The organism is Arthrobacter sp. PM3, from assembly GCF_003352915.1.
Lineage (GTDB): Bacteria > Actinomycetota > Actinomycetes > Actinomycetales > Micrococcaceae > Arthrobacter.
Window position 1 is genome coordinate 3,322,785 of sequence record NZ_CP022314.1, and the last position, 25,609, is coordinate 3,348,393.

18 protein-coding genes are annotated in these 25,609 nt (G+C 68.5%); 12 read left to right on the forward strand and 6 right to left on the reverse strand.

From position 1 onward, the window contains the following. Positions 1-535: 535 nt before the first annotated feature. The gene (locus CFN17_RS15135; protein ID WP_208748578.1) at positions 536-3,085 is read right to left on the reverse strand and encodes a DNA topoisomerase (ATP-hydrolyzing) subunit A; all 2,550 of its coding nucleotides are present in this window, start codon (positions 3,083-3,085) and stop codon (positions 536-538) included. Between the two features lie 67 nt (positions 3,086-3,152). Between CFN17_RS15135 and CFN17_RS15140 the strand changes: the two genes are divergently transcribed. From CFN17_RS15140 to CFN17_RS15150, 3 genes are read left to right on the forward strand one after another with little or no spacing between them, the layout of a single operon-like run. Continuing rightward, complete coding sequence (locus CFN17_RS15140) at positions 3,153-5,864, forward strand: GNAT family N-acetyltransferase (RefSeq protein ID WP_208748579.1); 2,712 nt, start codon at positions 3,153-3,155, stop codon at positions 5,862-5,864. A gap of 45 nt (positions 5,865-5,909) precedes the next feature. Continuing rightward, positions 5,910-6,653: a DUF5998 family protein gene (locus CFN17_RS15145; protein WP_208748580.1), complete on the forward strand. Its 744-nt coding sequence runs from the start codon at positions 5,910-5,912 to the stop codon at positions 6,651-6,653. 1 nt (position 6,654) lies between these two features. Then, positions 6,655-7,893 (forward strand): alkaline phosphatase family protein, encoded by a 1,239-nt coding sequence (locus CFN17_RS15150; RefSeq protein ID WP_208748581.1) that lies wholly within the window; start codon positions 6,655-6,657, stop codon positions 7,891-7,893. Positions 7,894-7,916: 23 nt separating this feature from the next. On the opposite strand, the gene sepH is transcribed toward CFN17_RS15150, so the two are convergent. Next, entirely contained in the window at positions 7,917-9,380 is a 1,464-nt protein-coding gene (gene sepH, locus CFN17_RS15155) for a septation protein SepH (protein WP_208748582.1), read from the reverse strand. Between the two features lie 321 nt (positions 9,381-9,701). On the opposite strand from sepH, the gene CFN17_RS15160 reads away from it, so the two are divergent. Beyond that, positions 9,702-10,001, forward strand: coding sequence for a DUF4193 domain-containing protein (locus tag CFN17_RS15160; RefSeq protein ID WP_208748583.1), 300 nt, complete (start codon positions 9,702-9,704; stop codon positions 9,999-10,001). A 9-nt stretch (positions 10,002-10,010) separates the two neighbouring features. Here CFN17_RS15160 and CFN17_RS15165 read toward each other — a convergent pair whose 3' ends face one another. After that, positions 10,011-10,496 (reverse strand): DUF3093 domain-containing protein, encoded by a 486-nt coding sequence (locus CFN17_RS15165; protein ID WP_208748584.1) that lies wholly within the window; start codon positions 10,494-10,496, stop codon positions 10,011-10,013. A 101-nt stretch (positions 10,497-10,597) separates the two neighbouring features. Here CFN17_RS15165 and CFN17_RS15170 point away from each other — a divergent pair, with 101 nt between their 5' ends. Further along, entirely contained in the window at positions 10,598-11,851 is a 1,254-nt protein-coding gene (locus CFN17_RS15170; protein WP_208751521.1) for an MFS transporter, read from the forward strand. 32 nt (positions 11,852-11,883) lie between these two features. On the opposite strand, the gene CFN17_RS15175 is transcribed toward CFN17_RS15170, so the two are convergent. Then, on the reverse strand, positions 11,884-14,604 hold the full coding sequence (locus CFN17_RS15175) for a PEP/pyruvate-binding domain-containing protein (RefSeq protein ID WP_208748585.1): 2,721 nt from the start codon (positions 14,602-14,604) through the stop codon (positions 11,884-11,886). 147 nt (positions 14,605-14,751) lie between these two features. Here CFN17_RS15175 and dut point away from each other — a divergent pair, with 147 nt between their 5' ends. The 4 genes from dut (at position 14,752) to CFN17_RS15195 (ending at position 17,453) form a co-directional block, all read left to right on the forward strand. After that, entirely contained in the window at positions 14,752-15,270 is a 519-nt protein-coding gene (dut, locus tag CFN17_RS15180; RefSeq protein ID WP_208748586.1) for a dUTP diphosphatase, read from the forward strand. Positions 15,271-15,479: 209 nt separating this feature from the next. Then, positions 15,480-16,220, forward strand: coding sequence for a DUF3710 domain-containing protein (locus tag CFN17_RS15185; RefSeq protein ID WP_208748587.1), 741 nt, complete (start codon positions 15,480-15,482; stop codon positions 16,218-16,220). Then, the gene (locus CFN17_RS15190) at positions 16,213-16,662 is read left to right on the forward strand and encodes a hypothetical protein (protein WP_208748588.1); all 450 of its coding nucleotides are present in this window, start codon (positions 16,213-16,215) and stop codon (positions 16,660-16,662) included. The genes CFN17_RS15185 and CFN17_RS15190 overlap by 8 nt, the downstream gene beginning before the upstream one ends. Next, positions 16,659-17,453 carry a DUF3159 domain-containing protein gene (locus tag CFN17_RS15195; RefSeq protein ID WP_208748589.1) on the forward strand — a complete coding sequence of 265 codons (795 nt, stop codon included), beginning with the start codon at positions 16,659-16,661 and terminating at the stop codon, positions 17,451-17,453. Before CFN17_RS15190 ends, CFN17_RS15195 begins: the two co-directional genes overlap by 4 nt. 79 nt (positions 17,454-17,532) lie before the next feature. Here CFN17_RS15195 and CFN17_RS15200 read toward each other — a convergent pair whose 3' ends face one another. Next, the gene (locus CFN17_RS15200) at positions 17,533-18,276 is read right to left on the reverse strand and encodes a TrkA family potassium uptake protein (RefSeq protein WP_208748590.1); all 744 of its coding nucleotides are present in this window, start codon (positions 18,274-18,276) and stop codon (positions 17,533-17,535) included. Further along, positions 18,277-18,948 (reverse strand): TrkA family potassium uptake protein, encoded by a 672-nt coding sequence (locus CFN17_RS15205; RefSeq protein ID WP_208748591.1) that lies wholly within the window; start codon positions 18,946-18,948, stop codon positions 18,277-18,279. 154 nt (positions 18,949-19,102) lie between these two features. On the opposite strand from CFN17_RS15205, the gene CFN17_RS15210 reads away from it, so the two are divergent. The 3 genes from CFN17_RS15210 (at position 19,103) to CFN17_RS15220 (ending at position 25,487) form a co-directional block, all read left to right on the forward strand. Then, positions 19,103-21,079: an APC family permease gene (locus CFN17_RS15210; RefSeq protein ID WP_208751522.1), complete on the forward strand. Its 1,977-nt coding sequence runs from the start codon at positions 19,103-19,105 to the stop codon at positions 21,077-21,079. Then, positions 21,076-22,437 (forward strand): class I SAM-dependent RNA methyltransferase, encoded by a 1,362-nt coding sequence (locus tag CFN17_RS15215; protein WP_208748592.1) that lies wholly within the window; start codon positions 21,076-21,078, stop codon positions 22,435-22,437. The genes CFN17_RS15210 and CFN17_RS15215 overlap by 4 nt, the downstream gene beginning before the upstream one ends. Before the next feature lie 224 nt (positions 22,438-22,661). Beyond that, complete coding sequence (locus CFN17_RS15220) at positions 22,662-25,487, forward strand: aconitate hydratase (RefSeq protein ID WP_208748593.1); 2,826 nt, start codon at positions 22,662-22,664, stop codon at positions 25,485-25,487. Positions 25,488-25,609: the final 122 nt, after the last annotated feature.

Consider the following 25,609-nt stretch of genomic DNA (forward strand, 5'->3'; position numbering starts at 1 on the left):
TGCCGGTAAAGAAATGACGAGCCCGGTGGGGCGGCGTAAATGCGACTCCACCGGGCTCTGCACGTTCAGTCGGCGAGGGTCGGCACACCACTGCCAGGACCGTCACAGGACCACGGCCCATGCCGGCGGCGGCACCTCGAATGCGAAATGTCGCGCCGAGTTGCGCCCATTCGCCACAAATGGCCGCAAAGCGGGGCAGTTTAGCGGCCATACGTGACGAATGGACCGCCGAACGGACAGACGAACGGGTGAGTCCCGCCCGGCCCCCTCGGGAGAGCCGCGGCCCTGCACTCTTCTACTCGGGAGCGACTCAAGCCGCGGCACCGCCACGTTCCGGCTTGCCGGTCAGGCCCGCCCATTCGCCACAAATGGCCGCAATGTCGCGCCGAGTCGCGCCCATTCGCCACAAATGGCCGCAAAGTCGGGCAGTTTAGCGGCCATACGTGACGAATGAACGAACCGACGAGTTGACGAACGGACACCCTAACGGAAGAGCCCCGCCCGGACCCATTGGGACGAGCCGAGGCCCTGCGCCCTATTCCTCGGCAGCGGCCTCCGGAGCCACGTCGGCCTCGGCAGCCCAGGCCATGCTGGGGCCGATGGCGTCGATTGCCTGGGACAGCGGGATTCCGGAGCCGTCGCGCCGTCCGTGCTCGCCCGGGAGTGAGCGTGCCACGCCGGCGAGGGACGATGCCTTGGCCGGACCGTGGCCGGCCCAGCCGAGGAGCAGGGTGTCCTCGCCCTTGAGGAAACGGTGGGCGCGCACACCGGCCGTCGCCCGGCCCTTGGACGGGTATTCGGCCAGCGCGGTGACCTTCGCAGCCCCGGGAGCGGTGCCCGGCAGGGCCCCTTCCGTGCCGGCAATGGTCACAACCACGGCGGCAGCGTCAGCGGGGCTGGCCGTTCCGAAGAACAGGACCCGGTCCCCGGCTGCCAGTTTGATCCCGGCCATGCCGCCGGCGGTGCGGCCCTGCGGGCGGACGGCGGAGGCGCTGAAGCGCAGCAGCTGGGCCTGCCGGGTGATGAAGACGAGGTCGACGTCGTCGGACCCGGCGGGCGCAACGCCAACCACGGTGTCCTTGTCCTTGAGGGCAATCACTTCCCAGTCCTCGCGGTTCAGCGGATAGTCCGGCTGCACCCGCTTGACCACGCCCTGGGCGGTCCCGATGGCGAGGACGTGGTCCAGCGGCGCGAAGGCCACCAGCGATTCTCCCTTCAGGAGCGTGATGAAGTCCTTGGCCGGCACGCCGCCGGCCATGTTCGGCGTTCCCGACGTCGGCGGCAGCACGGGCATGTCCATGACCTGCAGGCGCAGCATGCGGCCCTGCGACGTCACTGCGGCGATCTCACCGCGGGCCGAGGACTTGACCACGGAGGAGAAGACGTCGTGCCGGGTCCGGGGCCCGGCTTCGGCCAGGCTTTCCTGGTTGGCGGTGCGGGCGATCTGCCCGGAAGCGGTGAGGATCGCCCAGCAGGGATCGTCCGCGATCTCCAGGGCCAGCGGGGCCGCCTTGCCCTTGGCGCCGGCCACCGCGCCGGCAGCGGCCACGGTGGGGGAGACGGCCTCGGATTCCAGCAGGACGGTGCGGCGCGGGGTGCCGTATTTCTCCGCGATCTCACCGAGCTCGTCCGAGACGAGGGCGCGGAGCAGTTCGGGCGAGCCCAGGATGGCCTCGAGTTCGGCGATCTCCCGGCGGAGCTCCTCCTGCTCCTTCTCCAGTTCGATCCGCGAGAACTTGGTCAGCTGCCGCAGCCGCAGTTCCAGGATGTAGTTGGCCTGGACCTCGGAGAGGTCGTAGATAGACATCAGCCGGGTCCGCGCCGCGGCGGCCTCGTCGGAGGACCGGATGATCTGGATGACCTCGTCGATGTCCACGATCGCGACCAACAGGCCTTCGACCAGGTGCAGGCGGTCCTTCTTCTTCCCCAGCCGGAAGGAGGTGCGGCGGCGCACCACGTTGATCCGGTGGTCCACGTAAACCGAGAGCAGCTGGAGCAGCCCCAGGGTCTGCGGCTGGCCGTCCACCAGAGTGACGTTGTTGATGCCGAAGGAATCTTCCATCGGGGTGAAGCGGTAGAGCTGCTGCAGGACGGCGTTGGGATTGAACCCGTTCTTGAGTTCAATGACCAGGCGGAGGCCGTGCTTGCGGTCCGTGAGGTCCACGATGTCGCTGATGCCGGTGAGTTTCTTGCCGTTGACGGCGTCCTTGATCTTCTCGATCACCTTCTCCGGCCCCACCATGTACGGCAGTTCCGTGACCACCAGGCCGGTGCGGCGGGCTGAGAGCTGCTCGATATCCACCTTCGCCCGGGTCTTGAAGGAGCCGCGGCCCGTGGCATAGGCGTCGCGGATGCCGTCCAGGCCCACGATCCGGCCGCCGGTCGGCAGGTCGGGGCCGGGGACAAACTTCATGACGTCCTCGAGCGTGGCGTCCGGGTTCGCGATCAGGTGCCGTGCGGCGGCGATGACTTCCACCAGGTTGTGCGGGGCCATGTTCGTGGCCATGCCGACGGCGATGCCCGTGGCGCCGTTGACCAGCAGGTTGGGGAACGCGGCCGGCAGCACGTCCGGCTGGGTCAGCTGGTTGTCGTAGTTGGGAACGAAGTCGACGACGTCCTCGTCGAGGTGGTCGGTGAGGGTCAGGGCCGCGGCAGCGAGCCGGGCCTCGGTGTACCGGGGCGCCGCCGGACCGTCGTCGAGCGAGCCGAAGTTGCCGTGCCCGTCGATCAGCGGCAGCCGCAGGGAGAAGTCCTGGGCCATGCGCACCATGGCGTCGTAGATCGCGGCGTCGCCGTGCGGGTGCAGCTTGCCCATGACCTCGCCCACCACGCGGGCGCTCTTGACGTGACCGCGGTCCGGGCGGAGCCCCATGTCGCTCATCATGTAAAGGATGCGCCGCTGCACGGGCTTCAGTCCGTCACGGGCGTCCGGGAGGGCCCGCGAATAGATGACTGAATAGGCGTACTCGAGGAACGAGCCTTCCATCTCGGAGGTGACATCGATATCGACGATGTTCTCAACGAAATTTCCTGCGGAATCTTGGCTGGCGTCCCCTGCCGGGGGCGTGGTTTGGCGGCGGGCCATGGGGCTGGTGGGTCCTTCTGAGGGGTGCTGAACGGGTACTGCGTAAGTTTATGACTAGGCTAAGCCTATGGTGGATCAGCCCTCTGACGGCGTATATCCGGAATATTGGGAAGCCGATGTTGTCCTGCGCGACGGCGGCACAGCGCATCTGCGCCCCATCCACCCCTCCGACGCGGACGCTGTCCAGGCCTTCCACGTGGGCCAATCCCAGAAGTCCATCTACATGCGGTTTTTCGCCTTCAAGTCCCGCCTGACCAGCAAGGAACTCAAACGGTTCACCGAGGTGGACTACAAGGACCGGGTGGCCCTGGTGATCACCATAGGCGGGGAAATCCTGGGGATCGGCCGCTACGACCGGCTCGACGACCCCGCGGAGGCCGAGGTCGCCTTCAACATCGCCGATGCCCACCAGGGCCGCGGGATCGGCTCCATCCTGTTGGAGCACCTCGCGGCCGCCGCCCGGGAAAACGGGATCCGCAAGTTCAGCGCCGAAGTGCTTCCCGAGAACCGCAAGATGCTCGCGGTGTTTTCCGACGCCGGCTATGACGTCAAGCGGCACTTCGACGACGGCGTCGTCAGCCTGGAATTCAACATCGACCCCACGGAGAAGTCCCGGGCCGTGATGGAATCCCGGGAGCACCGCGCCGAGGCGCGTAGCATCCAGGAACTGCTCGCCCCGTCCTCCGTGGCCGTCATCGGGGCCAGCCGCAAATGGGGAACAGTCGGCTACCAGCTGCTGGAGCACATCATCGAAGGCGGCTTCACCGGGCCCGTCTACGCCATCAACCCTGAAGCCCTCGAACTGGCCGGGATGCTCTCCTTCGCCCGGCTCTCCGAAGTGCCGGGCCCGGTCAAGCTGGCCATCATCGCCGTCCCGTACGACGAAGTCCCCAAAGTGGTCCAGGAGTGCGGCGCTGCCGGGGTGAAGGGGATTGTGGTGGCCACCGCAGGGTACGCGGACGACGGCGAACGCGGCCTGGCCCGGCAGCGCGAACTCGTGCGCGAGGCCCGTGCCAACGGGATGCGCGTGATCGGGCCGGCCTCGCTGGGCATCGTCAACACCAACCCGGCGGTGTCGCTCAACGCCTCGATGGCGCCCGCACTGGCCCGCCGCGGCGGCCTGGGCCTCTTCAGCCAGTCGGCCGCGATCGGAGTTTCCCTCTACGCCGCCTCCAGCCGCCGCCGCGTGGGCATCTCGACGTTTCTCTCCGCCGGGAACCGCGCCGACGTCTCCGGCAACGACCTCATGCAGTACTGGGAGGACGACGCCGACACCACCGCCGTCGGCCTGTACCTGGAATCGATCGGCAACCCGCGCAAGTTCTCCCGGCTGGCCCGCCGCCTGGCCCGGACCAAGCCCGTGATCGTCGCCAAATCCGATGCCATGGGACTGAACCTCCCGCCGGGCCATGCCGTCCGCACCACCCAGGCGCCGGCCGAGGCGTTGGATGCCATGATGCGCCAGGCCGGCGTGATCCGGGTCGAGACCATCGAAGAGCTCATGGACGTCGCCCAGATCGTGTCGAGCCAGCCGCTGCCCAAAGGCCCCGGCATCGCCGTCTTCAGCAATTCCCGCGCACTGGGCAAGGTGGTGGCGGACAGTGCCGCGGTCCAGGGCCTCGGGGTGGAAAGGATCGTCGCGGACGTCGACCTCGATGCCGGCATGTCCCGCGCGCTGCCGGCCCTGCGCCGGAGCCTGCAGGAAACCCTGACCTCGGATGCCGTCCACGCGGTGGTCGTGGCGCTCCTTCCGGCGCGCGGGCTCACGGTCGAGAAGATCGCCGGAGTGCTGGCGGAGTGTTCCGCGGCGGCCGGCAAGCCTGTGGTCGCCGCCTTCAGCGGAATCCTTGATCCGTCCATCTATGTGGAGGGCATGGTGGGCGCGGAGCCCGAGCAACCCCACCAGCCCCTCCTGACGCCGCCGGTTCCTTGCTACTCCAACCCGGGCGCGGCGGTGGCGGCTCTGTCCGCCGTCGTGCGATACGCCCAGTGGCTGGACCGGGACCAGGGCTTGTTCGTCGAACCGGAGGGCTGCCGCCCGGAGGCGGCCAGGGCGGACCTGGAACAGCTGCTGCGCAACGTGGGCGGCGAACAGCTCGTTCGGCTGGACCAGGACACGGCCGCACGGCTGCTGGGCCACTACGGAATCCGCGTGGTTCCGTCGGTCGGGTTCAAGACGCCCGAGGAAGCCGTGGCGGCAGCCGAGCTGCTCGGCTGGCCGGTGGTGCTCAAGACCACGGACCCGGCACTGCGGCACCGGCTGGACCTGGGCGGGGTGCGGCTGGACATCCGGGACGCCGATTCGCTGCGGCGCAACGTGCTGGAGATGCGCAAGTCGCTGGAGCGCTATGGCTCACCGTCCCTGGAGGTGCAGACCATGGTGCCGGTGGGGCAGGCCTGCACGTTCCGTGCCATTGAAGACCCGCTGCTGGGCCCGGTGATCTCCTTCGGCCTCGCCGGCGACGCCGTGAACCTGCTCGACGACTGGGCCCACCGGGTCCCGCCGCTGTCCGGCTCCGACGTACACGATTTCATCCGGGCGCCCCGGGCCTCCAGGAAGCTGTTCGGCTACCAGGGGTTGCCCGCCGTCGACGTTGCGGCGCTGGAGGACCTCGCGGCCCGGCTCACCCGGCTCAAGGACAACCATCCGGAGGTGGCGCTGGTCCACTTCAACCCCGTGCTTGCCGGGCCCGACGGCGCCTCCATCCTGGCCGCCGACGTCCGGATCGCCAATGCCGCCCAGCGCACGGACACCGCCCGCCGCGCGATGCGCAGCTAGGCCGGCAGTTAGCAAGTCCCCAGCCGATCTGTGAAAATGGAGATCATGAGTTCCCTGCCTCCAACACCCAAGCCGCTGGCGACCGCCCCCGGACGCCAGGCCGCGCACCACCACGGACTCCATGACCACAGTGCGCAGGGCCAGAGCCTGGAAGGGGCGCTGCAGCAGGCCGGCTTCTACCCGCGGCTCGTGGCCGACGTCGTCGCCGACGCCTTGGACGGCCGCGACTGCGTGGCCCACCTCGTCCACCTGGAGACGCACTTCGACCGGGCTGAAGTCCGGCGCCACATCACGGTCCTGGTGCTGACGGAGGACATGTTGGTGATCACCCACGTTGACGACCAGCAACTTGATGAAGCCGGCGAACAGACTGTCGCCCAGGTGTCCACCGAGTCCGTCCCCGTGACGCAGATCGGCTCGGTGGTCCTGAGCTACGTCTACGCCCAGCCGCAGGACTACAAGCCCTCCGACCCCGTGCGCGAGTTGACGCTGTCGATCGCCTGGTCCGGAGGCCAGCGCCTCGACATGGGCCCGGCCACCTGCGGGGACCCGCAGTGCGAGGCCGACCACGGCTACAGCGGCACGATTGCGCAGGAGGACATCGTCCTGCGGATCAGCGCCGAGGCCGACGGCCTGCAGGCCGTGCAGGACGCCAAGCTGTTCGCCCGGGCACTGCGCGCCGTGAACACCGGTTCCGCCGCGCCGGTCCAGCACATCGGGCCAGGCCTGCCGCCACGGCCCCGGATGGGCGTTTTCTCCAACCGGCTCAGCCGCGGCCACCAGCGCTGACATGGCTCACGTCCGTGAGCCGGAACTGACTGCGACCGCCCCGGTGCCCGCCGCCGTCGCCGCGTCACCGCTTCCGCCCGCCCCGGCCTATGGCCGCCGCTCCATCGCCGAGGTCCTCACCAGCGCCGCGGCAAGCCTCGGCGTTCCGGGATTCAAGAACACCCTGCACCTTCCGGCCGCCCAAAAAGTGTGTGTGGTGCTGGCTGACGGGCTGGGCCGCAACCTCCTGAAGCAGAAGACCGCCCACACGCCGTTCCTGCGCTCAGTCCTGCAGGCTGACCAGGGCAAGGTGCCCGTGTCGTTGGACTCGGCCTTCCCGTCCACCACCGCGGCCTCGCTGGCGAGCTTCGGCACCGGACTCCCGGCGGGCCAGCACGGCCTGGTGGGCTACGACGTCCTCGACCCGGACCAGGACAGGGTTGTGAACATGCTCGGCAACTGGGACGCCGACGTCGACCCGCACGAATGGCAGCCGTTCCCCACCGTCTTTGAACGGGCCGCCGGGCATGTTGACGTGACGACGGTCAGCCTCCCGCAGTTCAGCAACTCGTCGATGACCCAGGCGGCGCTGCGCGGCGGCCGGTTCAGCACCGGAACGACCTCGCACGCCCGGACCGGGGCGGCCGCCGGGGCCATGGCCGGTGCCGGGGCCGCACTGATGTACTTCTACGTCAATGCACTCGACAAGGCCGGCCACCGGCACGGCTGCCAGTCACCGCAATGGGAGCACCAGCTCGAGGAACTCGACGCCACAGTGCGGCGGCTCAACGCGGCGCTCCCGCCCGGCACCACGGTGCTGCTGACGGCGGACCATGGCATGGTGGATGTGCCCGAATCCCAGCGGATCGACTACTCCGCGGAGCCGGCCCTGCTCGCAGGGGTGCGGCACACGGCCGGCGAACCGCGGATGGTCCACCTGTACCTTGAGGACGGAACGGACGACGCCGCCCGGAGCCGGCTGCTGGAAAACTGGCGGTCGCGCTTTGGCGAGAGGATCTGGGCCTTCACCCGTCAGGAGGCGATCGCCGGCGGCCTGTTCGGTGACGTGCGCGCCGAAGTCGCCCCGCGGATCGGCGACGTCATGATTGCGGCCCGGGACTCCCTGGCGCTCTACGACATGCGGCGGGTCCGGCCGACGGCCCTGGAGGTTGTGGGCCAGCACGGATCGCTGACGAAGGCGGAGCGCGAAGTGCCGCTGCTGTGCTTCACCGCCGACGGCAGTAAAGCGCCGCGCCGCTAGGGCCGCCGCCGGGCGGTCGCCGGTTATTGGTCGTTTCGGGTACCGAAGACGATTTCGTCCCAGCTGGGCACGCTTGATCTTTTCGGCTTGGCCGGTTGGCGTTCCGGCTGGTCCGTGCCGCCGTCGTTCCGGGCAGCGCCCTGGGCCTCGCGCTGCTGCCGGCGGGAGCTTCCGCCGCCGATCAGTTCGTCCAGGCCCGGGCTGGCGGTCGGGTTCTTGACGACCGGGCGCAGCTGTGAAGCCGCGATGGTGACTTCCCGGGTCTCCGTGCTGACGCCGTCATGCAGTTTCAGGACGTCGTCCTCCTCCGGCAGTCGCGGCGCCAGGGTCAGGCGGGACAGCATGGAGGGCCGGCCGTCGCGGCGGCGCGTGAATGGATCAGTTTCCGATGCGGCCGCATCCGAGGCCGTGGCGGCAGGCTGGGCGGTCCCGGTGTAGTCCGCTTCGGCGTCGTTTGCCTCTGCGCCCAGAGTGACGGTCTCCGCATCGGCTCCCGCCGGAACCTCGTGCGCCGCCGGCGCGTCATGGGATTCGGCGTGGTCAGGATCCTCGGCGTCGTCGTCCGAACCTTCGGCCAGGTCGGCGGCCCTGGGGTGGGCGGCCGGAATGCCCGAGGCCATGAGCATGGCGAGGGCATCGTCCGCGTCCTCATCCACCCCGATCCGGTGTCCCCGCCGGGAGCGGAGCATGTCCAGCAGCCCGTCAGCGTCCTGCTCCTGGTGGATCCGGTCCTGCTGCAGCAACATCTGGTGGATGATGCTGTGCTGGCCGGTGGCCGTGCGGGCCGCGGCTTCGGCGTCGGTTTCAAAATCAAAGGGCCGGTCGGAGACGGCGGTCAGCCGGCGCGTGGGCACGGGGCCCTCGAGCGGCTCAAGCTCGCTCAGCTGCTGGGCCCACCGGTTGGCATTGTGGAGGGACTTCCGGGCGGGGTGGAAGGTCCACATCGCCGGCGGCTCCTCGCCGATCCCGGTCGGTCCGCCAGGTTTGGGCTCGAAGCGGGCCACCACGTTCCAACTCCCGTCGGGACGCCGCCAGGAGTCCCATTCCAGCGTTGAGGGTTCCACGCCGTGGGCCCGGAGGCGGTGCTCAACCATGTCGCTGAGGGACGCCGGATTGTCGCCGAAGACGGACCGGTAGATGTCGTGGCCAGGGGCGGGGGCGGCGACTTCGACCTTGCGTGCCTGCTCGGCAATGTATTCGCGTTCGGCGAGAACGGGTCCTTCATAGCGCTGGACCTTCTCCAGCGGGATACCGGAAAGTTCCGCCACTTCCGCGGCGGTGGCTCCGTTGCGGATCCTGGTCTGGATGTCGCGCGGGGACATGGCAATGGGGGACGCGGCCGCGCTGGACGCGGCCTTCGCCGCCGTCCGGCTGGCTGCCACCCGCAGTGCTTCATCGATCGGCAGCTGGAACATCTCGCCGCCGGTGCCACTCAACAGGAGATGTGCTCCGTCGTCGTGGACGCCTACAAGCCGTAGATCCTGCATACAAATCCTCCACCCTGGCATTACTAACAATCGAAACTCTGCCACCAGCGGGACGGATTTCGGGTTAGGACGTCTGGCGCGCCGTGATATTCCGCGACTTTCCGCCGGTTTTGCCTGGGCCGGGGAAGATGCCGGGAGGATCGGACCGGCGGGCTCTGGCGTTCGGCAGCCGCTTAAGCAAAAATGGCCGACACCGGGCACAAAAACCGCATGTCCGGCGTTGACATCGGTGAACCGCTCCGGAGCCCAGGGTTACCGCCCGGCAGGGCCATCCGGCAACGGCGAACCAATCGAGCGAATGCGGAGTGTGAGCAACAAATAATGGCGACTGATTACGACGCGCCGCGCAAGACTGAAGAGGACCTCAGCGAGGATTCCATCGAGGCCCTGAAGACGCGGCGTACGGAGAAGCCTTCCGCTGTGGTGGATGAAGACGAATCCGACCTCGCCGAAGGCTACGAACTTCCCGGCGCTGATTTGTCCGGGGAGGAACTGCTGGTGCGTGTCCTGCCCGCCCAGGCGGACGAATTCACCTGTGCTTCGTGCTTCCTGGTCCGCCACCGCTCGCAGATTGCCCGCGAAAAGGACGGCCTCAAATACTGCAAGGAGTGCGAAGGGTAGGCAGCTGCGTCAGGAACTGAGCGCGGCGATCAACTGCTCCGGATGGCGGGTGGACGTCAGCCAGTAGGGGGTGCGGTCCGAGGGGTCATCAATCTCGATGCGGACCACCGGATCCACCCAGCCGCGGATGCACAAATAGGCCAGACCGTTCAGGCGGGTACCTCGTTCCGCCGTCGCTTCCTTGCCCCGGAACGCTGTCACCTTGCCCAGGTACCCCCGTTCGATCGTGGCCCTGCCGACCTGCAGTGTCGCCGTCGTGACGGTGATGGACGGGGTGGACACCACCAGCAGGACCGAGATGATCACGAACAGCACGATCGCGGCGGTGATGCCGGCCCAGATGCTGATGGGTGCCAGCATGAGGATTCCCGCGCTTGAGAGCCCTGCAGACACCAGCCAGATCCAGGGGTTCGGCCAGAGCTTCTCGGCGTAAAGAACAGTAGGGCCGCTCGGGGCGCTCTTGGGGGCAGGCGCAGCTGCGCTGGAATCGGGCATGAGCCAAGCTTTCCACTTTTCGCGGGCTATTTCATCTTGGCGGCAACCGGGGCGAGAATGGCCTCGTGCGGACCCTTCGACCCCGTGGCGACGGCGCCACGATGAACACCGCCGCGCGGAAGATCCAGCGCATCTACCTGACGCTGACGCTGGGCAATACGCTGGCGGCCTCATTCATCTGGGGCATCAACACGCTCTTCCTGCTCGACGCCGGCCTGAACAACCTGGAGGCCTTTGCCGCCAACGCCTTCTTCACGGCCGGTATGGTGCTCTTCGAGGTGCCGACCGGGGTGGTGGCCGACGGCTGGGGGCGCCGCGTATCGTTCCTGCTGGGCACTGTGACACTGGCCGGAGCAACCTACCTGTACTACCTGCTCTGGCAGCTTTCCGCCCCGTTCTGGGCCTGGGCTGTCGTGTCCGTTCTGCTCGGCCTGGGCTACACGTTCTTTTCGGGTGCCGTGGAAGCCTGGCTCGTCGACGCACTGACGTTCTCCGGGTACGACGGCGGGCTGGAGGCGGTGCTCGGGCGCGGTCTGATGGTGTCCGGCGTCGCGATGCTCGCCGGGTCGGTGGCCGGCGGCGTGATCGCGCAGGCCACCAACCTTGGCGTGCCGTTCCTGCTGCGGGTGGGCGTGCTTTTGGCGATGTTCGCCGTGGCCTTCTGGCTCATGCACGACGTCGGGTTCACCCCCCAGCGCTCGCCCCATGCCCTCCGGGCCGTCCGTGCGGTGCTGTCCGCCTCGATTGAGAACGGATTGAAGAACCCGCCGGTGCGCTATGTGATGCTGGCCGCGCCCTTCACGGCCGGCGTCGGGATTTACGTCTTCTACGCGTTGCAGCCGTACCTGCTCGAACTCTTCGGCGACCCTCATGCCTACTCCGTGGCGGGTCTCGCGGCGGCCATCGTCGCCGGAACGCAGGTGGTTGGCGGCTGGCTGGCACCCCATGTCCGGAGCCTCGTCCGCAAACGCACCACCGTGCTGATCGCCAGCAGCCTGGTGAGCGCAGCCGTCCTGGTCCTGCTGGGGTTCACCCGGATCTTCTGGGTGGCGCTGCTGCTGCTGGCGTTCTGGGCCCTCGTGACCTCAGCGGCCACCCCGGTGCGCCAGGCCTACGTGAACGACATGATCGCCTCGAAGCAGCGGGCCACGGTGCTCAGCTTCGACTCGCTCATGGCCTCGAGCGGCGGCGTGGTGGTGCAGCCGCTGCTCGGCCGGGCAGCGGACATATACGGATACCCCGCGTCGCTGGCGATCGGCGGCGTGACCGGGCTGATTTCGGTGCCGTTCCTGCTGGCCAGCCGCCGGCAGCGGGCGCGGGCCGACCAAGCCGGCGCTCCGGCTGGCAATAGCTGACAACGGCTGGCAACGGCTGGGAACGTCCGCTCTCAGTCCGGCTCGATCGTGCCCGGCTCAATGGTGCCCGGCTCAATGGTGACAGTGCCGGCGTCGCCGTCGACCGTGATCCGCTGCCCGCTGCTTAGCCGCTGGGTGGCCACCCCGGTGCCGAGTACGGCCGGGATGCCGTATTCCCGGGCCACAATGGAGCTGTGGCTCAACGGCCCGCCGACGTCGGTGACCACGGCCGAGGCCATCGCGAACAGGGAGGTCCAGGCAGGGGTGGTGATCCGGGCAACCAGCGCGTCTCCCGGCTCCATCCGGGCGAAATCCGCCGGGCCGCCCAGGACGCGGGCGGGGGCACTGACCCGGCCCGAGCTGGCGCCGATGCCCTTGATGACGTTCCCGGCCTGGTCCTGCGGGCCGGCCGGCATCATGGACCCGAAGGCCCGTTCCATCCACCGGCTCTCCGGAAGCATCTGCGGGGCGGCTGCCCTTCTCTGGCCCCGCCACAGCATTTTGCGCTCTTCGACGGCGCCGGCCAGGGCGGGCCGGCCGGCGCCGGTAATGGCCACGCCCGCCGGTCCCGCGACATTCCCGGCCGTGCGGTTGCCGGCCGCTTGCCCTGCTCCGGGCGCGGCGAGGCCGAACCCGACGGCGCTTCGCAGTTCCTCGTGACGGACCCAGAACACGTCGGCCGGTTCCGCGATGACCGCAGAGGCAACCAGCCGCTGCCCCAATTCGAACAGCACCCGCCGCAGCAGGGGCCAGGCCAGGCCGACGTCGGCCAGGGCATCTTCGCGGACCGGGGCGGCGTGCTGGGCCCACCGGAGCAACCGGTTGAACGCGGCCCCGCGCTTGGGTGCGAGCCTGGCGAGCACGCGGCCGGTTTCATCGTCCCGGCGGGCGGCCGCGAGCCGCTGGCGCTCGTGCGGGTCGTTGCCTTGTCCGCGCAGGTAAAACTTCACCGTCTCCAGCAGGGGCGAGGGATCGTCGGCCGGGACCGGGCTGAGGAAGTCCAGATTGTAGACGGCGTGGCCGAACCGGCCCAGGTGCTCCTGGAAACGGTCATGCCACTGCTGCCAGAGGGCCGGGTCCGCGCCGGAGGGCGGGAGCCCGGTCCGCTGCGAGTGGACGAGTTCCGGTGTTGGTGTGTCCAGGAGGACCCGGGCAAGCGCGGGAACGCCCCGCGCCCAGGCAGCGAGATCGTACAGCGACTTCTCCGCGCGGATGGGTTCGCTGTCAAAGCCGAGGAGGAATGTCTGGGCCGCCGGATCGCCGTCGCGCCGGACCAGCTTGTCGTAGTACGTCCGGAAGCAGATTTCGGACGTCGCGGCGACCGGAATGATCGACTGCACGGCCGTGTAGTACACGGTCCCCGCGTCCAGCAGTGCCTGCACGCCGTCGAGCAGTTCTGCCCCGGAGAGTTCCGCGACGGGCCGTGCCGACCACTCCCTGATTACCTGCTCGTAGCGCGGGTGCGAATATTCCCGCCAGCCGGCCACGCCCATGTGAGCCTGGCCGCGGACCAGCGCGCGCATCGCGGCCAGCGACTTGCCCGTCACCCGCCACAGGGCGGAATTCCTGTAGTAGTAATACGCGTAGCCGTTGATGGTGGGCAGCCCCACGTCGTCTTCGCGCAGCACGTCCTTGCCGATTGCCCCGGCCATCAACGCCCGCAGCGAGCGGGACACGGAACCGTCAATGAGGTCGGCGAACAGCGGCGAGAGCGGGTCCGGCATTTGTTCGACAATGCTCGCCCGGAAGTAGAGTCCCTTGGGGCGGGGCACCGGCCAGGCGTCCGGGGTGTCCGCGGTCGGCTCGGGCAGTGCGGTGACAGGACGCGACTGCAGGATGAAGAACTCGCCGCCGGCCCGCGCCCACTCGATGTCCTGCGGCGCTGCGAAGAAGCCCTCGATCCGTGACCCGAGGCCAGCCAGTAAGGACGCGGCGGAGTCGTCCAGGACGGGCTGGCGGCGGCGCCCGGCCGACACCGGCTGCTCCCGGGTGCCGTGGTCCGCGGAGACGGTCATGACTTCCTTGTCGGCCGTCCGGCGGGACACCACGCGGCCCGTCCCCGTCTCGACCACGACGTCATCCGTGGAAACCGTCCCGCTGACCACGGACTCGCCCAGGCCCCACGCGGCACTGATCACGATCTGGTCGCGGCGACCGTTGGCCGGGTTGGCAGTAAACATGACCCCGGCTGCCTCGGCGTCGACCATTCGTTGGATCACGACGGCAAGGCGCACCGAGTCCGGGCCGATGCCTGCCCGGGCCCGGTAGGCCATGGCGCGCGCGGTCCACAGCGACGCCCAGCAATCGGTGACGGCCGCGGCCAGGTCCGCTGCCCCGCGGACGTTGAGGTAGGTTTCCTGCTGCCCGGCGAAGCTGGCCGAGGCGAGGTCCTCGGCCGTGGCGGACGAGCGCACGGCCACGGCCGGATCCGTGCCGCCAAGCTGCCCGTAGGCGGCGGCGAGCTCGGCGGAGATCCCCGCCGGCATGGTGCCGCCGGTGAACAGGGCCCGGATCCGCTGAGAGGCGGCCTCGTAGTCCCGGGGCGCCGCCTGCGGGGACAAGGCGGCCCGCTCACGGATGCCGGCTCCGAGGTGATTTGCCGCCACGAACTCCGCGTAGGCGGCCGTGGTCAGGACGAACCCCGGCGGAACCGGGAGTCCGGCCTGAACGAGGCCGCCCAGTCCGACGCCCTTGCCGCCGGCGATGGCGACGTCGCCTTGTCCCACATCGCCGAAGTTCCTGATGTAGGTCATGACCGTGCGTCCTTCCTGCCCGGCAGCCGTGCGGCCGTCAGTGAACCTGGTTCCCAACATACTGGCACCGCCTGCGGGAAGTGGCCATAGCTGCGCCGGCCCGGGCAGCTAGGACGTTGTTCGCTGCTGGCGTTAGAGTGAGGGACTGTGACTGAAGAAAACACCACCGTCGACGTTGCCGCACCGGCGGCCAGTGACGCTGAGTACGGAACGCCCACCCTGACGGTTCAGCTGAAAATGCTCGACGACGGGCTCGAACCGCCGTCCTACGCGCACCCGGGGGATGCCGGCGCGGACCTTCGTGCCCGCGAGGACGTCGTGCTTGCACCGGGGGAGCGCCGCCTTGTTCCGACCGGGGTTTCGATTGCGCTCCCGAACGGCTTCGTGGCGCTGATCCACCCCCGCTCCGGCCTTGCCACGAAGCACGGACTGACCGTGGTGAACGCCCCCGGCACGGTGGACGCCGGCTACCGCGGTGAAATCGCGGTGACCCTGCTGAATACGGACCGCGACGAGGCCATTGAGCTGCGCCGCGGCGATAGAATTGCACAGATGGTCATTCAGCGCGTGGAGTACGCCCGGTTCCTCCCCGTTGAGGAGCTGGACGGCTCGGTCCGCGGCGGCGGCGGCTTCGGCTCCACCGGCGGCTTCGGCCAACCGGCCTGAAGCCACGGGCCCGGCCGCTGGAATGATCCGGGAATTGGCAGTGCCGCGGAAAGCACTGCAACAACATGAGCGGTGCAAATTCAAGCGGTGCAAAGACGCAAGCGGTGCAAAAACAACTGAGCCGGCGGCTGCCGGAAAGCGGCGCGTGCGGGCAGGAACCCGGACGGCGCCTGGCGGCGGCACAGGATCACAACTAAGGAGACAACCCCATGGTTTTTGGGCGCGGCAGGAAAGCCAAGCAGGAACAGCTGAGCGAGCCGGACACGGCGCGGGACGCTGTGGGCGGGGACGCCTTTGCTGACGGCGCCGTGGCGGCGGCCGGCGGCGCCAAGACCTCGGGCCGGGCGGCAACGGGTCCCTTCGACGTCTCGGAAATCGACGACCAGGACGGCTATGTTGACCTTGGTGCGCTGCTGATCGCCCCCAGCGAGGGGCTCCAGCTCCGCCTGGAGGTCGAAGAGGCCACCCAGCGCGTCGTGGCCGTCACGCTGGACCTGGCCGGTTCCAGCCTGCAGCTCCAGGCGTTCGCCGCTCCCCGCTCAGAGGGCCTGTGGGACGAAATCCGTGAGCAGATCGGCCAGTCGGTCGGCAGCCAGGGCGGCCTGGTCGAGGAGATCGAGGGCACCTTCGGCACCGAACTTGTGGCCAAGCTGCCCGCCGGCGGCGCGGACGGCAGCCAGGGCTACCGGGTGGCCCGCTTCGTCGGCGTCGACGGCCCCCGCTGGTTCCTGCGCGGCGTCTTCGGCGGCGAGGCGGCGCTGGACCGCGACGCCGCGGTCGGGCTGGAAGGGCTCTTCCGGAAGATCGTGGTTGTCCGCGGCGAGAACCCCATGCCGCCGCGCGACCTGCTGCAGCTCCGCCTTCCCAAGGACACCGGGGCGGCTCCGTCCCCGCAGGCCCCGGAATTCGAACGCCCCGAACGCGGACCGGAGATTACCCAGATTGGCTGATGCCGGCAGGAAAGCCACCGCCGCCGTGCCGGTCCGGGACCTGCCGGACCGCGGGCGGGTGCTGTGCCATGGCTTCATCGAGTCTGTCACCTACGTGCCGGCCAACCAGGTGGCGTCCTTCATCGCCATCGTGATCGACCACGACGCGCCCCCGCCGGCGCCCCGGTTCCTGGCGTCCGCCAAGGGCGCGGCGGGTGCCGGGGCACCCGGCAGTGTTCCGGCCGGCGCCGTGTCCGCTGACCGGGTGCGGCCCGGCGCGCAGCGCCAGCGGCCCGCCGGGCCCAAGGAACGGCTGCGTGTCGTGTGGCTGGGGCGGCGCCGGATCCCCGGCGTCGACGCCGGCACCGAGCTGCGGCTCGAGGGCATGGTCACCATGCGCGACGGGCTGCCCACGATCTTCAACCCCCGCTACGAAATTCTCTCCCGCCAGGAGGAGCAATGACCCTGCCCGAGCACCCCGACCGGGCACCCCAGGACCGGCCCGCCGACTCCGGGCCGGGCGCCGCCCAGCCCGTCGCTTCACAGCCAGCCGCTTCCCGGCCGGCAGCGCCGCCGAGCGTCGCCCAGCTTGCCGGGGACTACGCCGCGAAGGCCGGCCTGCACCGGTCCAGCAACGGCAACATCGACGTCCTCAAAAGTGCCGGCGGCATCCAGGGCATCGCGGAAAGCATCCTTCCCGGCCTTGTCTTCCTGATTGCCTTCACCATCGACCGGGAGAACCTGACGCTGGCCGTCATCGCCTCCCTGGCGGTGGCCGCCGTCTTCACCGTGGCCCGGCTGGTGCAGCGCAAACCGCTGACACAGGCGCTGGCGGGGTTCATCGGCGTCGGGCTGTCCGCCTGGCTGGCCACCTCGACCGGGAAAGCGGAGAACTTCTACGTCCTGGGGTTCTTCACCAACCTTGGCTACATCGTGGCGATGTCCATCTCCGTGGCCGTCCGCTGGCCGATCGCCGGCCTGCTCTTCGGGTTCATCCGCAACGAGGGCCTGGACTGGCGCAAGGACCCGAAGCGGGTCAGGGCCTACTCGATCGGCACGTGGGTGATCGTGGCCGTGCTCGTGCTCCGGCTCGTGGTGCAGGTTCCGCTGTACTTCATGGGGGAGCAGGGCCTCGCCGCACTGGCCACGACCCGGCTGCTCATGGGCGCCCCGCTATACATCCTGGGTGTCTGGATTGCCTGGCTGCTGACCCGGCCGGCCCCGGCGGCAGCCGGGGCCAAGGAGCCCAACTGACCGATGCGCCATCAGTAATGGCCGTTATCCAGTCCGGATAACGGCCATTACTGATAGCGCACGTGGGAGGTCCGGCCGGTCAGCCGTCGAAGCCGTCGTCGTCGGCGGGCTGGGGGACATGCCCGTGCTGGTCCGAGGTCACCGGGTGCTGGTCGCCGCGCGGCGATTCAGGTGCCAGCAGGGTGCGGAGGTCGTCCTCGGCCGCGATCGTGGTCACGAAGAAGAGCTCGTCGCCGCCGTCGATCACGTCGTCGCGGCTCGGGGTGATGGGTGCCTGATCCCGCAGGATCGCCACGAGGGTCGCGTCCTCCGGCCACTCGACGTCACCCACGGTCAGGCCGATCACGTGCGAGTCATGCGGGACGGTGAACTCGACCAGGGAGGACACGCCGGTCTGCAGGGTCAGCAGGCGGACGAGGTCGCCGATCTCCACCGCCTCCTCCACCAGGGCGGTCATGAGCTGCGGGGTGTTAACCGCGACGTCGACGCCCCAGGAGTCGTCGAACATCCAGTCATTTTTGGGGTTGTTGACCCGGCCGACAGTACGCCCCACGCCGAACTCGGTCTTGGCCAGCAGCGAGACCACCAGGTTGACCTTGTCATCACCGGTGGCGGAGACCACGACGTCGGCGTCCTCGAGTTTGGCGTCCTGCAGGGTGCTCAGCTCGCAGGCATCGCCGACCAGCCAGTGCGCGCCGCGCAGGCCGCTCCGGCCGATCACCTCCGGCTTCTCGTCGATCAGCAGGATTTCGTGCTTGTGGGCCAGCAGTTCGCGGGCGATCGAGGAACCGACGCTTCCGGCCCCGACAATGACGACTTTCACTTAGGACTCCTTGGCGGGGGACTTGGCGAGAACATGGCTGATCTCGGAGCTCCGGTCCACGTTCAACATGGCGTGGACGGTGTCGCCGTCCTGGTACGAGGTTCCGGCGGCGGGCAGGACGCCCTCGCCGAACCGGGTCAGATAGGCGACACGGATGCCGGCCACCTTCTCGATCGACGCGATCGGGTGCCCGATCCAGCCGGGGTTGAGGTCTATCTCGGCCAGGACCAGGCGGCCCGAGGGCTCCCGGAAATCGCCGGCGATGTGCTGCTCGGGCAGGATCCGGCGCAGGACCTGGTCGGCGCTCCAGCGGACCGCGGCGACCGTGGGGATGCCGAGGCGCTGATAGATTTCGGCACGGCCCGGATCGTAGATCCTCGCCACAACGTGGGGGACGTGGAACGTCTCGCGTGCCACCCGGGTGGCGAGGATGTTGGAGTTGTCACCGCTGGAGACCGCCGCGAAAGCGTAGGCTTCCTCGACTCCGGCCCGCTTCAGCGTTTCGCGGTCAAAGCCCACTCCGGTGACCTTCCGTCCGGAGAAGCCTGCCCGGAGCCGCCGGAAGGCGCGGTCGTCCTGGTCGATGATGGCCACGGAATGGCCGGCGTCCTCCAGCGTGTGTGCCAGGGTTGACCCCACACGGCCACAACCCATGATCACGAAGTGCGCCACACGGGCCTCCTCTTGGTTCTGCGTCTGATACTGCGTAAAACTCTACCGGCCTGTGCGTGCCGGGAGGCCACCGCCGCGGGCCGCGGGACGGCGTCGTTGTCTGCGCGGGCTTCGCCGTCATGACATCGCGTCCGAATCAGACTAACTTTGTGTGGTGCTGACAATTTTCAACGCCGTGAAGCGGGTGCTGGTAGGCAAGCCCTTCCGGAACGACCGTCTGGCCCATACGCTCCTGCCGAAGCGGATCGCGCTCCCCATTTTCGCCTCGGACGCACTGTCCTCCGTGGCCTACGCGCCCGATGAAATCCTTCTCACCCTGGCCCTGGCCGGTGTGAGTGCCGTGGCCATCTCCCCGTGGGTGGGCCTCGCCGTCATGGTGGTGCTCCTGACCGTTGTGGCCTCCTACCGCCAAAACGTCCACGCCTACCCGTCCGGCGGCGGCGACTACGAGATCGCCAACGTGAACCTGGGCAAGTACGCCGGGCTCACCGTCGCCTCGGCGCTGCTGGTCGACTACGTGCTGACCGTGGCCGTGTCCATGTCATCGGCCGCGACCTACCTCACCACCGCCGTGCCGTCCCTGCACGGGCAGCAGGCCGCCATCGCCACGATCGGCGTCATCATCCTTGCCCTGGTAAACCTGCGCGGCATCCGGGAAGCGGGCAGCGTCTTCGCCGTCCCGACCTATATCTTCATGGCCTCCATCCTCGGCATGACCGCCGTCGGCATCTACCAGTCCGTCACCGGCCAGCTGGGCCAGGCGCCCTCGGCGGCCTTTGAAATCGTGCCGCAACCGGAATTCGACCAGGGGCTTGTCGGGCTGGCCGGCGCGTTCCTGCTGCTGCGCGCCTTCTCCTCGGGTGCGGCGGCCCTGACCGGTGTCGAGGCCATCAGCAACGGTGTGCCGAACTTCCAGAAGCCCAAGAGCAAGAACGCGGCCACCACGCTGCTGATGCTCGGCGTGATTGCCTCCGCGATGCTCGCCGGCATCATCTATTTGGCCAACGCCACCAAAGTGCACATCGTGCTGGATCCGGCGACGGAGTTTCTCCTGGACGGCAAGCCGCTGGAGGAGGGGTACATCCAGAACCCCGCCATCAGCCAGATCGCGCAGACTGTCTTCGGCCTGGGCTCCATCCCGTTCTACATCGTGGTGGCTGCCACGGGCGTCATCCTCGTCTTCGCCTCGAATACGGCCTTCAACGGCTTCCCGGTGCTCGGCTCCATCCTGGCCCAGGACGGCTACCTGCCGCGCCAATTGCGCACCCGCGGCGACCGCCTGGCGTTCAGCAACGGCGTCCTGGCCCTGGCGGCAGGCGCCCTGGTCCTGATCATCGCGTTCGACGCCGACGTCACCAAGCTCATCCAGCTCTACATTGTGGGCGTCTTCATTTCCTTCACCATGAGCCAGTTGGGCATGATCCGGCACTGGGGCAGGGAACTGAAACTGTCCAAGGATTCCGCCACCCGGTTGCGCATGATCAAGTCCCGGACCATCAACACGCTGGGCTTCGGCATGACCGCGCTGGTCCTGGTGATCGTCCTCATCACCAAGTTCACGCAGGGCGCCTGGATTGCGTTGCTGGCGATGTTCGTGCTGTTCCTGATCATGTGGAGCATCCGGGCCCACTATGACAACGTGGCCAAGGAACTCGCCGTGGATGAGGACTCCTCGCCGCGTGCCCTGCCCACCCGGGTGCACGCCGTGCTGCTCGTCTCCCATGTGCGCAAACCGGTGCTGCGCGCCCTGGCTTACGCGCGGGCCTCACGCCCGTCGCGGCTGGACGCCATCACCGTGGACATCAGTCCGGAGGAGACGGAGGCGACGGTCGAGGACTGGGAGAAGCTGGAAATCCCGGTGCCCCTGACGGTACTGGCCAGCCCGTTCCGCGAAACAGTGTCGCCGATCATGGAGTACATCAAGACCATGCGCCGGGATTCCCCGCGCGACCTGATCGTCGTCTACATCCCCGAGTACGTGGTGGGCAAATGGTGGGAGCAGCTGGTCCACAACCAGACCGCGCTGCGCATCAAGACCCGGCTGCACTTCGAACCCGGGGTCATGGTGTGCAGCGTGCCGTGGCAGCTGAAATCGTCCGAAGAAGCCAAGAAACTGCAGGATATCCAATGAGCCCCGACACCCGGACCCGCACCGATACCCGCAACGAGCTGACGGTCGACGTCGGCCCGGTCGCCCACGGCGGGCACTGCGTGGCCCGGCACGAGGGCCGGGTCGTGTTCGTCCGGCACGCCATTCCCGGGGAGAAGGTCCGTGTCCGGCTTACCGACGACGGCCCGGCCGCCAAGTTCTGGCGCGCCGACGTCGTGGAGGTCCTGGAGCCCTCGGCGGACCGGGTGCCGCATTTTTGGGACCTCGCCGACTCCGCAAGGTCGTGGTCGCACCGGCACCCGCCCGTCGGCGGCGCCGAATTCGGCCACATCTCGCTGGCACGCCAGCGCAGCCTCAAGGCCGACGTCCTGGCCGAACAGCTCACGCGGCTGGCCGGCATCGAAGTTCCGCCCGGCGGGCCGACGGCAGTTGAGGCCGTGGGGGAGCCGGGCGCGGCGGCGTCGGGCCTTGGCTGGCGGACACGCGCGGGCTTTGCCGTCACGCCGTCCGGCAAGCTCGGCATGCACGCGCACCGTTCAGACTCCGTCCTGCCTGTGCGGGAGATGCCGCTGGCCGTGGACAGCATCAACGCGCTCCGGCTGTGGGAGATCGACCTGCAGGGCATCGAGCGGGTCGAAGTCGCCGCCCCGGCGAACGGATCCCGGCCGCTGGTGCTGCTGGTGCCTGCGGCCGGAACCCGGACCAAGCGCCTGGCCTCCATCCTGGCCCAGCTGCCGGATGACGTCTCCGTGGCGAGCCTGGATCCGGCCTCCGGCGAGGTGGTGCAGCTGCGAGGCCGCACCTATGTCCAGGAGTCGGCCGCCGGCCACGACTACCGGGTGACGGGTGACGGCTTCTGGCAGATCCACCGGGACGCCCCGGAGACGCTGGTCGGCGCCGTCACCGGGTTCCTGCACGACGGCGGCTACCTCGCGCCGGGCTCCGTGGTGGCGGATCTGTACGCCGGAGCCGGGCTGTTCACGGCGCCGCTGGCCGACGCCGTGGGTGTCACGGGCTCCGTGCTGTCGGTTGAGGGGGCGCCGGGAACCAGCCGTGACGCGCGCAAGAACCTGCACGACGCCGCCCAGGTCGAGATCGTGCAGGGCCGGGTGGAGCGGGTGCTCCGGCAGAAACCCCGCAATTTTGATGCGCTGGTGCTGGACCCGCCCCGTGCCGGCGCCGGCAAAGCCGTGGTTAAGCAGCTGATCGACGCCGGCCCCCGGGCCATCGCGTATGTGTCGTGCGATCCGGCGTCCTTTGCCCGGGACCTTGGCTACTTCCGGCAGGGCGGCTGGGGGCTGGCCGGGCTGCGCGCCTTCGACCTCTATCCGCACACTCATCACATGGAGACTGTGGCGTTGCTGACGCCCCAACCGTGATGCTACTAGGATGGGCGTAGTAGTCCGTCGTCGCGCTGCTGTTTGGCTGCTTTCTAATTGCCTGGCCGTGATCACTCACGGCTGGTATGCCCCCGGCTGTTCCCTGCGTTCCGTACCTGCATTGCGTACCACGTTGTACTGATGCCTGTATTAGTTAGGCAGACCTAACTAGCAAGGGTTCAGCGGCGCGACAAAGATGAAACTGTTGCGAGAGGAGTCCTGCGATGAGCATTGTGGACAGCTTCGGTTCAAAAGGCAAACTTAATGTTGCCGGAACCGAATACGAAATTTTCCGGTTGAACTCCGTCGAAGGTGCAGAGAACCTTCCGTTCAGCCTCAAGGTATTGCTTGAAAACCTGTTGAGGACCGAGGACGGTGCCAACATCACGGCCGACCACGTCCGTGCCCTGGCAGGCTGGGACCCCAGCGCCGAGCCCGACACTGAAATTCAGTTCACGCCGGCGCGCGTGATCATGCAGGACTTCACCGGCGTGCCCTGCGTCGTTGACCTCGCCACCATGCGCGAGGCCGTCAAGGAGCTCGGCGGAGACCCGAAGCGGGTCAACCCGCTGGCACCGGCCGAAATGGTCATCGACCACTCCGTCCAGATTGACGCCTTCGGTAACTCCGGCGCACTGGAGCGCAACATGGAGATCGAATACCAGCGCAACGGCGAGCGTTACCAGTTCCTGCGCTGGGGCCAGACCGCGTTCGACGACTTCAAGGTTGTCCCCCCGGGCACGGGCATCGTGCACCAGGTCAACATCGAGTACCTCGCGCGCACCATCATGACCCGTGCGGTGGACACCGAAACCGGCACTGTCCTCCGCGCTTACCCGGACACCTGCGTCGGCACTGACTCGCACACCACCATGGTCAACGGCCTGGGCGTGCTGGGCTGGGGCGTTGGCGGCATCGAAGCCGAGGCGGCCATGCTCGGCCAGCCCGTCTCCATGCTCATCCCGCGCGTCGTGGGCTTCAAGCTCACCGGCTCCATCCCGGCCGGCGCCACCGCTACCGACGTCGTCCTCACGATCACCGAGCAGCTCCGCCAGCACGGCGTGGTCGGCAAGTTCGTCGAGTTCTACGGCGAAGGCGTCGCCGCTGTGCCGCTGGCCAACCGCGCGACCATCGGCAACATGAGCCCCGAGTTCGGCTCCACCGCCGCGATGTTCCCGATCGACGACGTCACCCTCGACTACCTGCGCCTCACCGGCCGCTCCGAGGAAAACGTCGCCCTGGTCGAGGCCTACGCCAAGGAACAGGGCCTCTGGCACGATCCTTCCCGCGAGATCAAGTTCTCCGAGTACCTCGAGCTGGACCTGTCCACCGTGGTTCCGTCGATCTCCGGCCCGAAGCGCCCGCAGGACCGCATCATCCTAAGCGAGTCCAAGGCCCAGTTCCGCGAGGACCTGCGCAACTACGTGAAGGAAGACCTGGCCGACGGCAGCCTGGACGAAGCGATCGACGAGAGCTTCCCGGCCTCCGACGCCCCGTCCTTCGCCGCCTCCGGCACCCACCTCACGGACCAGGCACCGCACGGACACGGCCCGAAGTCCAACGGCCGCCCGTCCAAGAAGGTTGCCGTCACCACCGCCGACGGCCGCGAGTTCGAGCTGGACCACGGTGCCGTGTCGATCGCCTCGATCACCTCCTGCACGAACACCTCCAACCCGTCGGTGATGCTGGCCGCCGCACTGCTGGCCCGCAACGCCGTCGACAAGGGCCTGACCGCGAAGCCGTGGGTCAAGACCTCCGTGGCTCCCGGTTCCAAGGTTGTCACCGACTACTACAACAAGTCCGGCCTGACCCCGTACCTGGAGAAGCTCGGCTTCTACATCGTCGGCTACGGCTGCGCGACCTGCATCGGCAACTCCGGCCCGCTGGACGCGGAAATCTCCGAGGCCATCCAGGCCAACGACCTCTCCGTCACCGCCGTGCTCTCCGGCAACCGCAACTTCGAAGGCCGGATCAACCCGGACGTGAAGATGAACTACCTGGCTTCCCCGCCGCTGGTCATCGCGTACGCCCTAGCCGGGTCCATGGACTTCGACTTCGACAACGACGCCCTGGGCCAGGACGAGGCCGGCAACGACGTCTTCCTGAAGGACATCTGGCCGAACCCGGTCGAGGTCCAGGAAGTCATCGACTCCTCGATCGACAAGGGCATGTTCGCCCGCGGCTACGAAGGCGTCTTTGAAGGCGACGAGCGCTGGAAGGCACTTGACACCCCGGCCGGCGACACCTTTGCCTGGGACGAGAAGTCCACGTACGTCCGGAAGCCCCCGTACTTCGAGGGCATGAAGGCCCAGCCGGAGCCGGTCCAGGACATCACCGGTGCCCGCGTGCTGCTCAAGCTCGGCGACTCCGTTACCACGGACCACATCTCCCCGGCCGGCTCCTTCAAGTCGGACACCCCGGCGGGCCAGTACCTGCTGGCCAACGGTGTGGAGCGCAAGGACTTCAACTCCTACGGCTCCCGCCGCGGCAACCACGAGGTCATGATCCGCGGCACGTTCGCGAACATCCGCATCAAGAACCAGCTGCTCGACGGCGTGGAGGGCGGCTTCACCCGCGACTTCACCCAGGCTGACGGCCCGCAGGCCTACGTCTATGACGCCGCGCAGAACTACCAGGCAGCCGGCACCCCGCTGGTGGTCCTGGCCGGCAAGGAATACGGCTCCGGCTCCTCCCGTGACTGGGCAGCCAAGGGCACCGCACTCCTGGGCGTCAAGGCTGTCATCGCCGAAAGCTACGAGCGCATCCACCGCTCCAACCTGATCGGCATGGGCGTCCTGCCGCTGCAGTTCCCGGCCGGCCAGAACGCCGCCAGCCTGGGCCTGACCGGTACGGAAACCTTCGCTGTCGAGGGCGTCACCGCCCTGAACGAAGGCACCACGCCCAAGACCCTCAAGGTCACCGCGACGGCCGAAGACGGCTCCACCACCTCCTTCGATGCGGTCCTGCGCATCGATACCCCGGGTGAAGCCGACTACTACCGCAACGGCGGCATCCTGCAGTACGTCCTGCGCCAGATCTCCGCGAACTAGGGGAGTGCCGGCAAGTCCGGCAGCGCACCTTGGCCCCGGCCGGTTCCTGAACCGGCCGGGGCCTTGGCGTTGCCCGGCACAGGCCCCGGCGCGGCGTCCCGCCCGGAGGCGTTAGAGTTAAA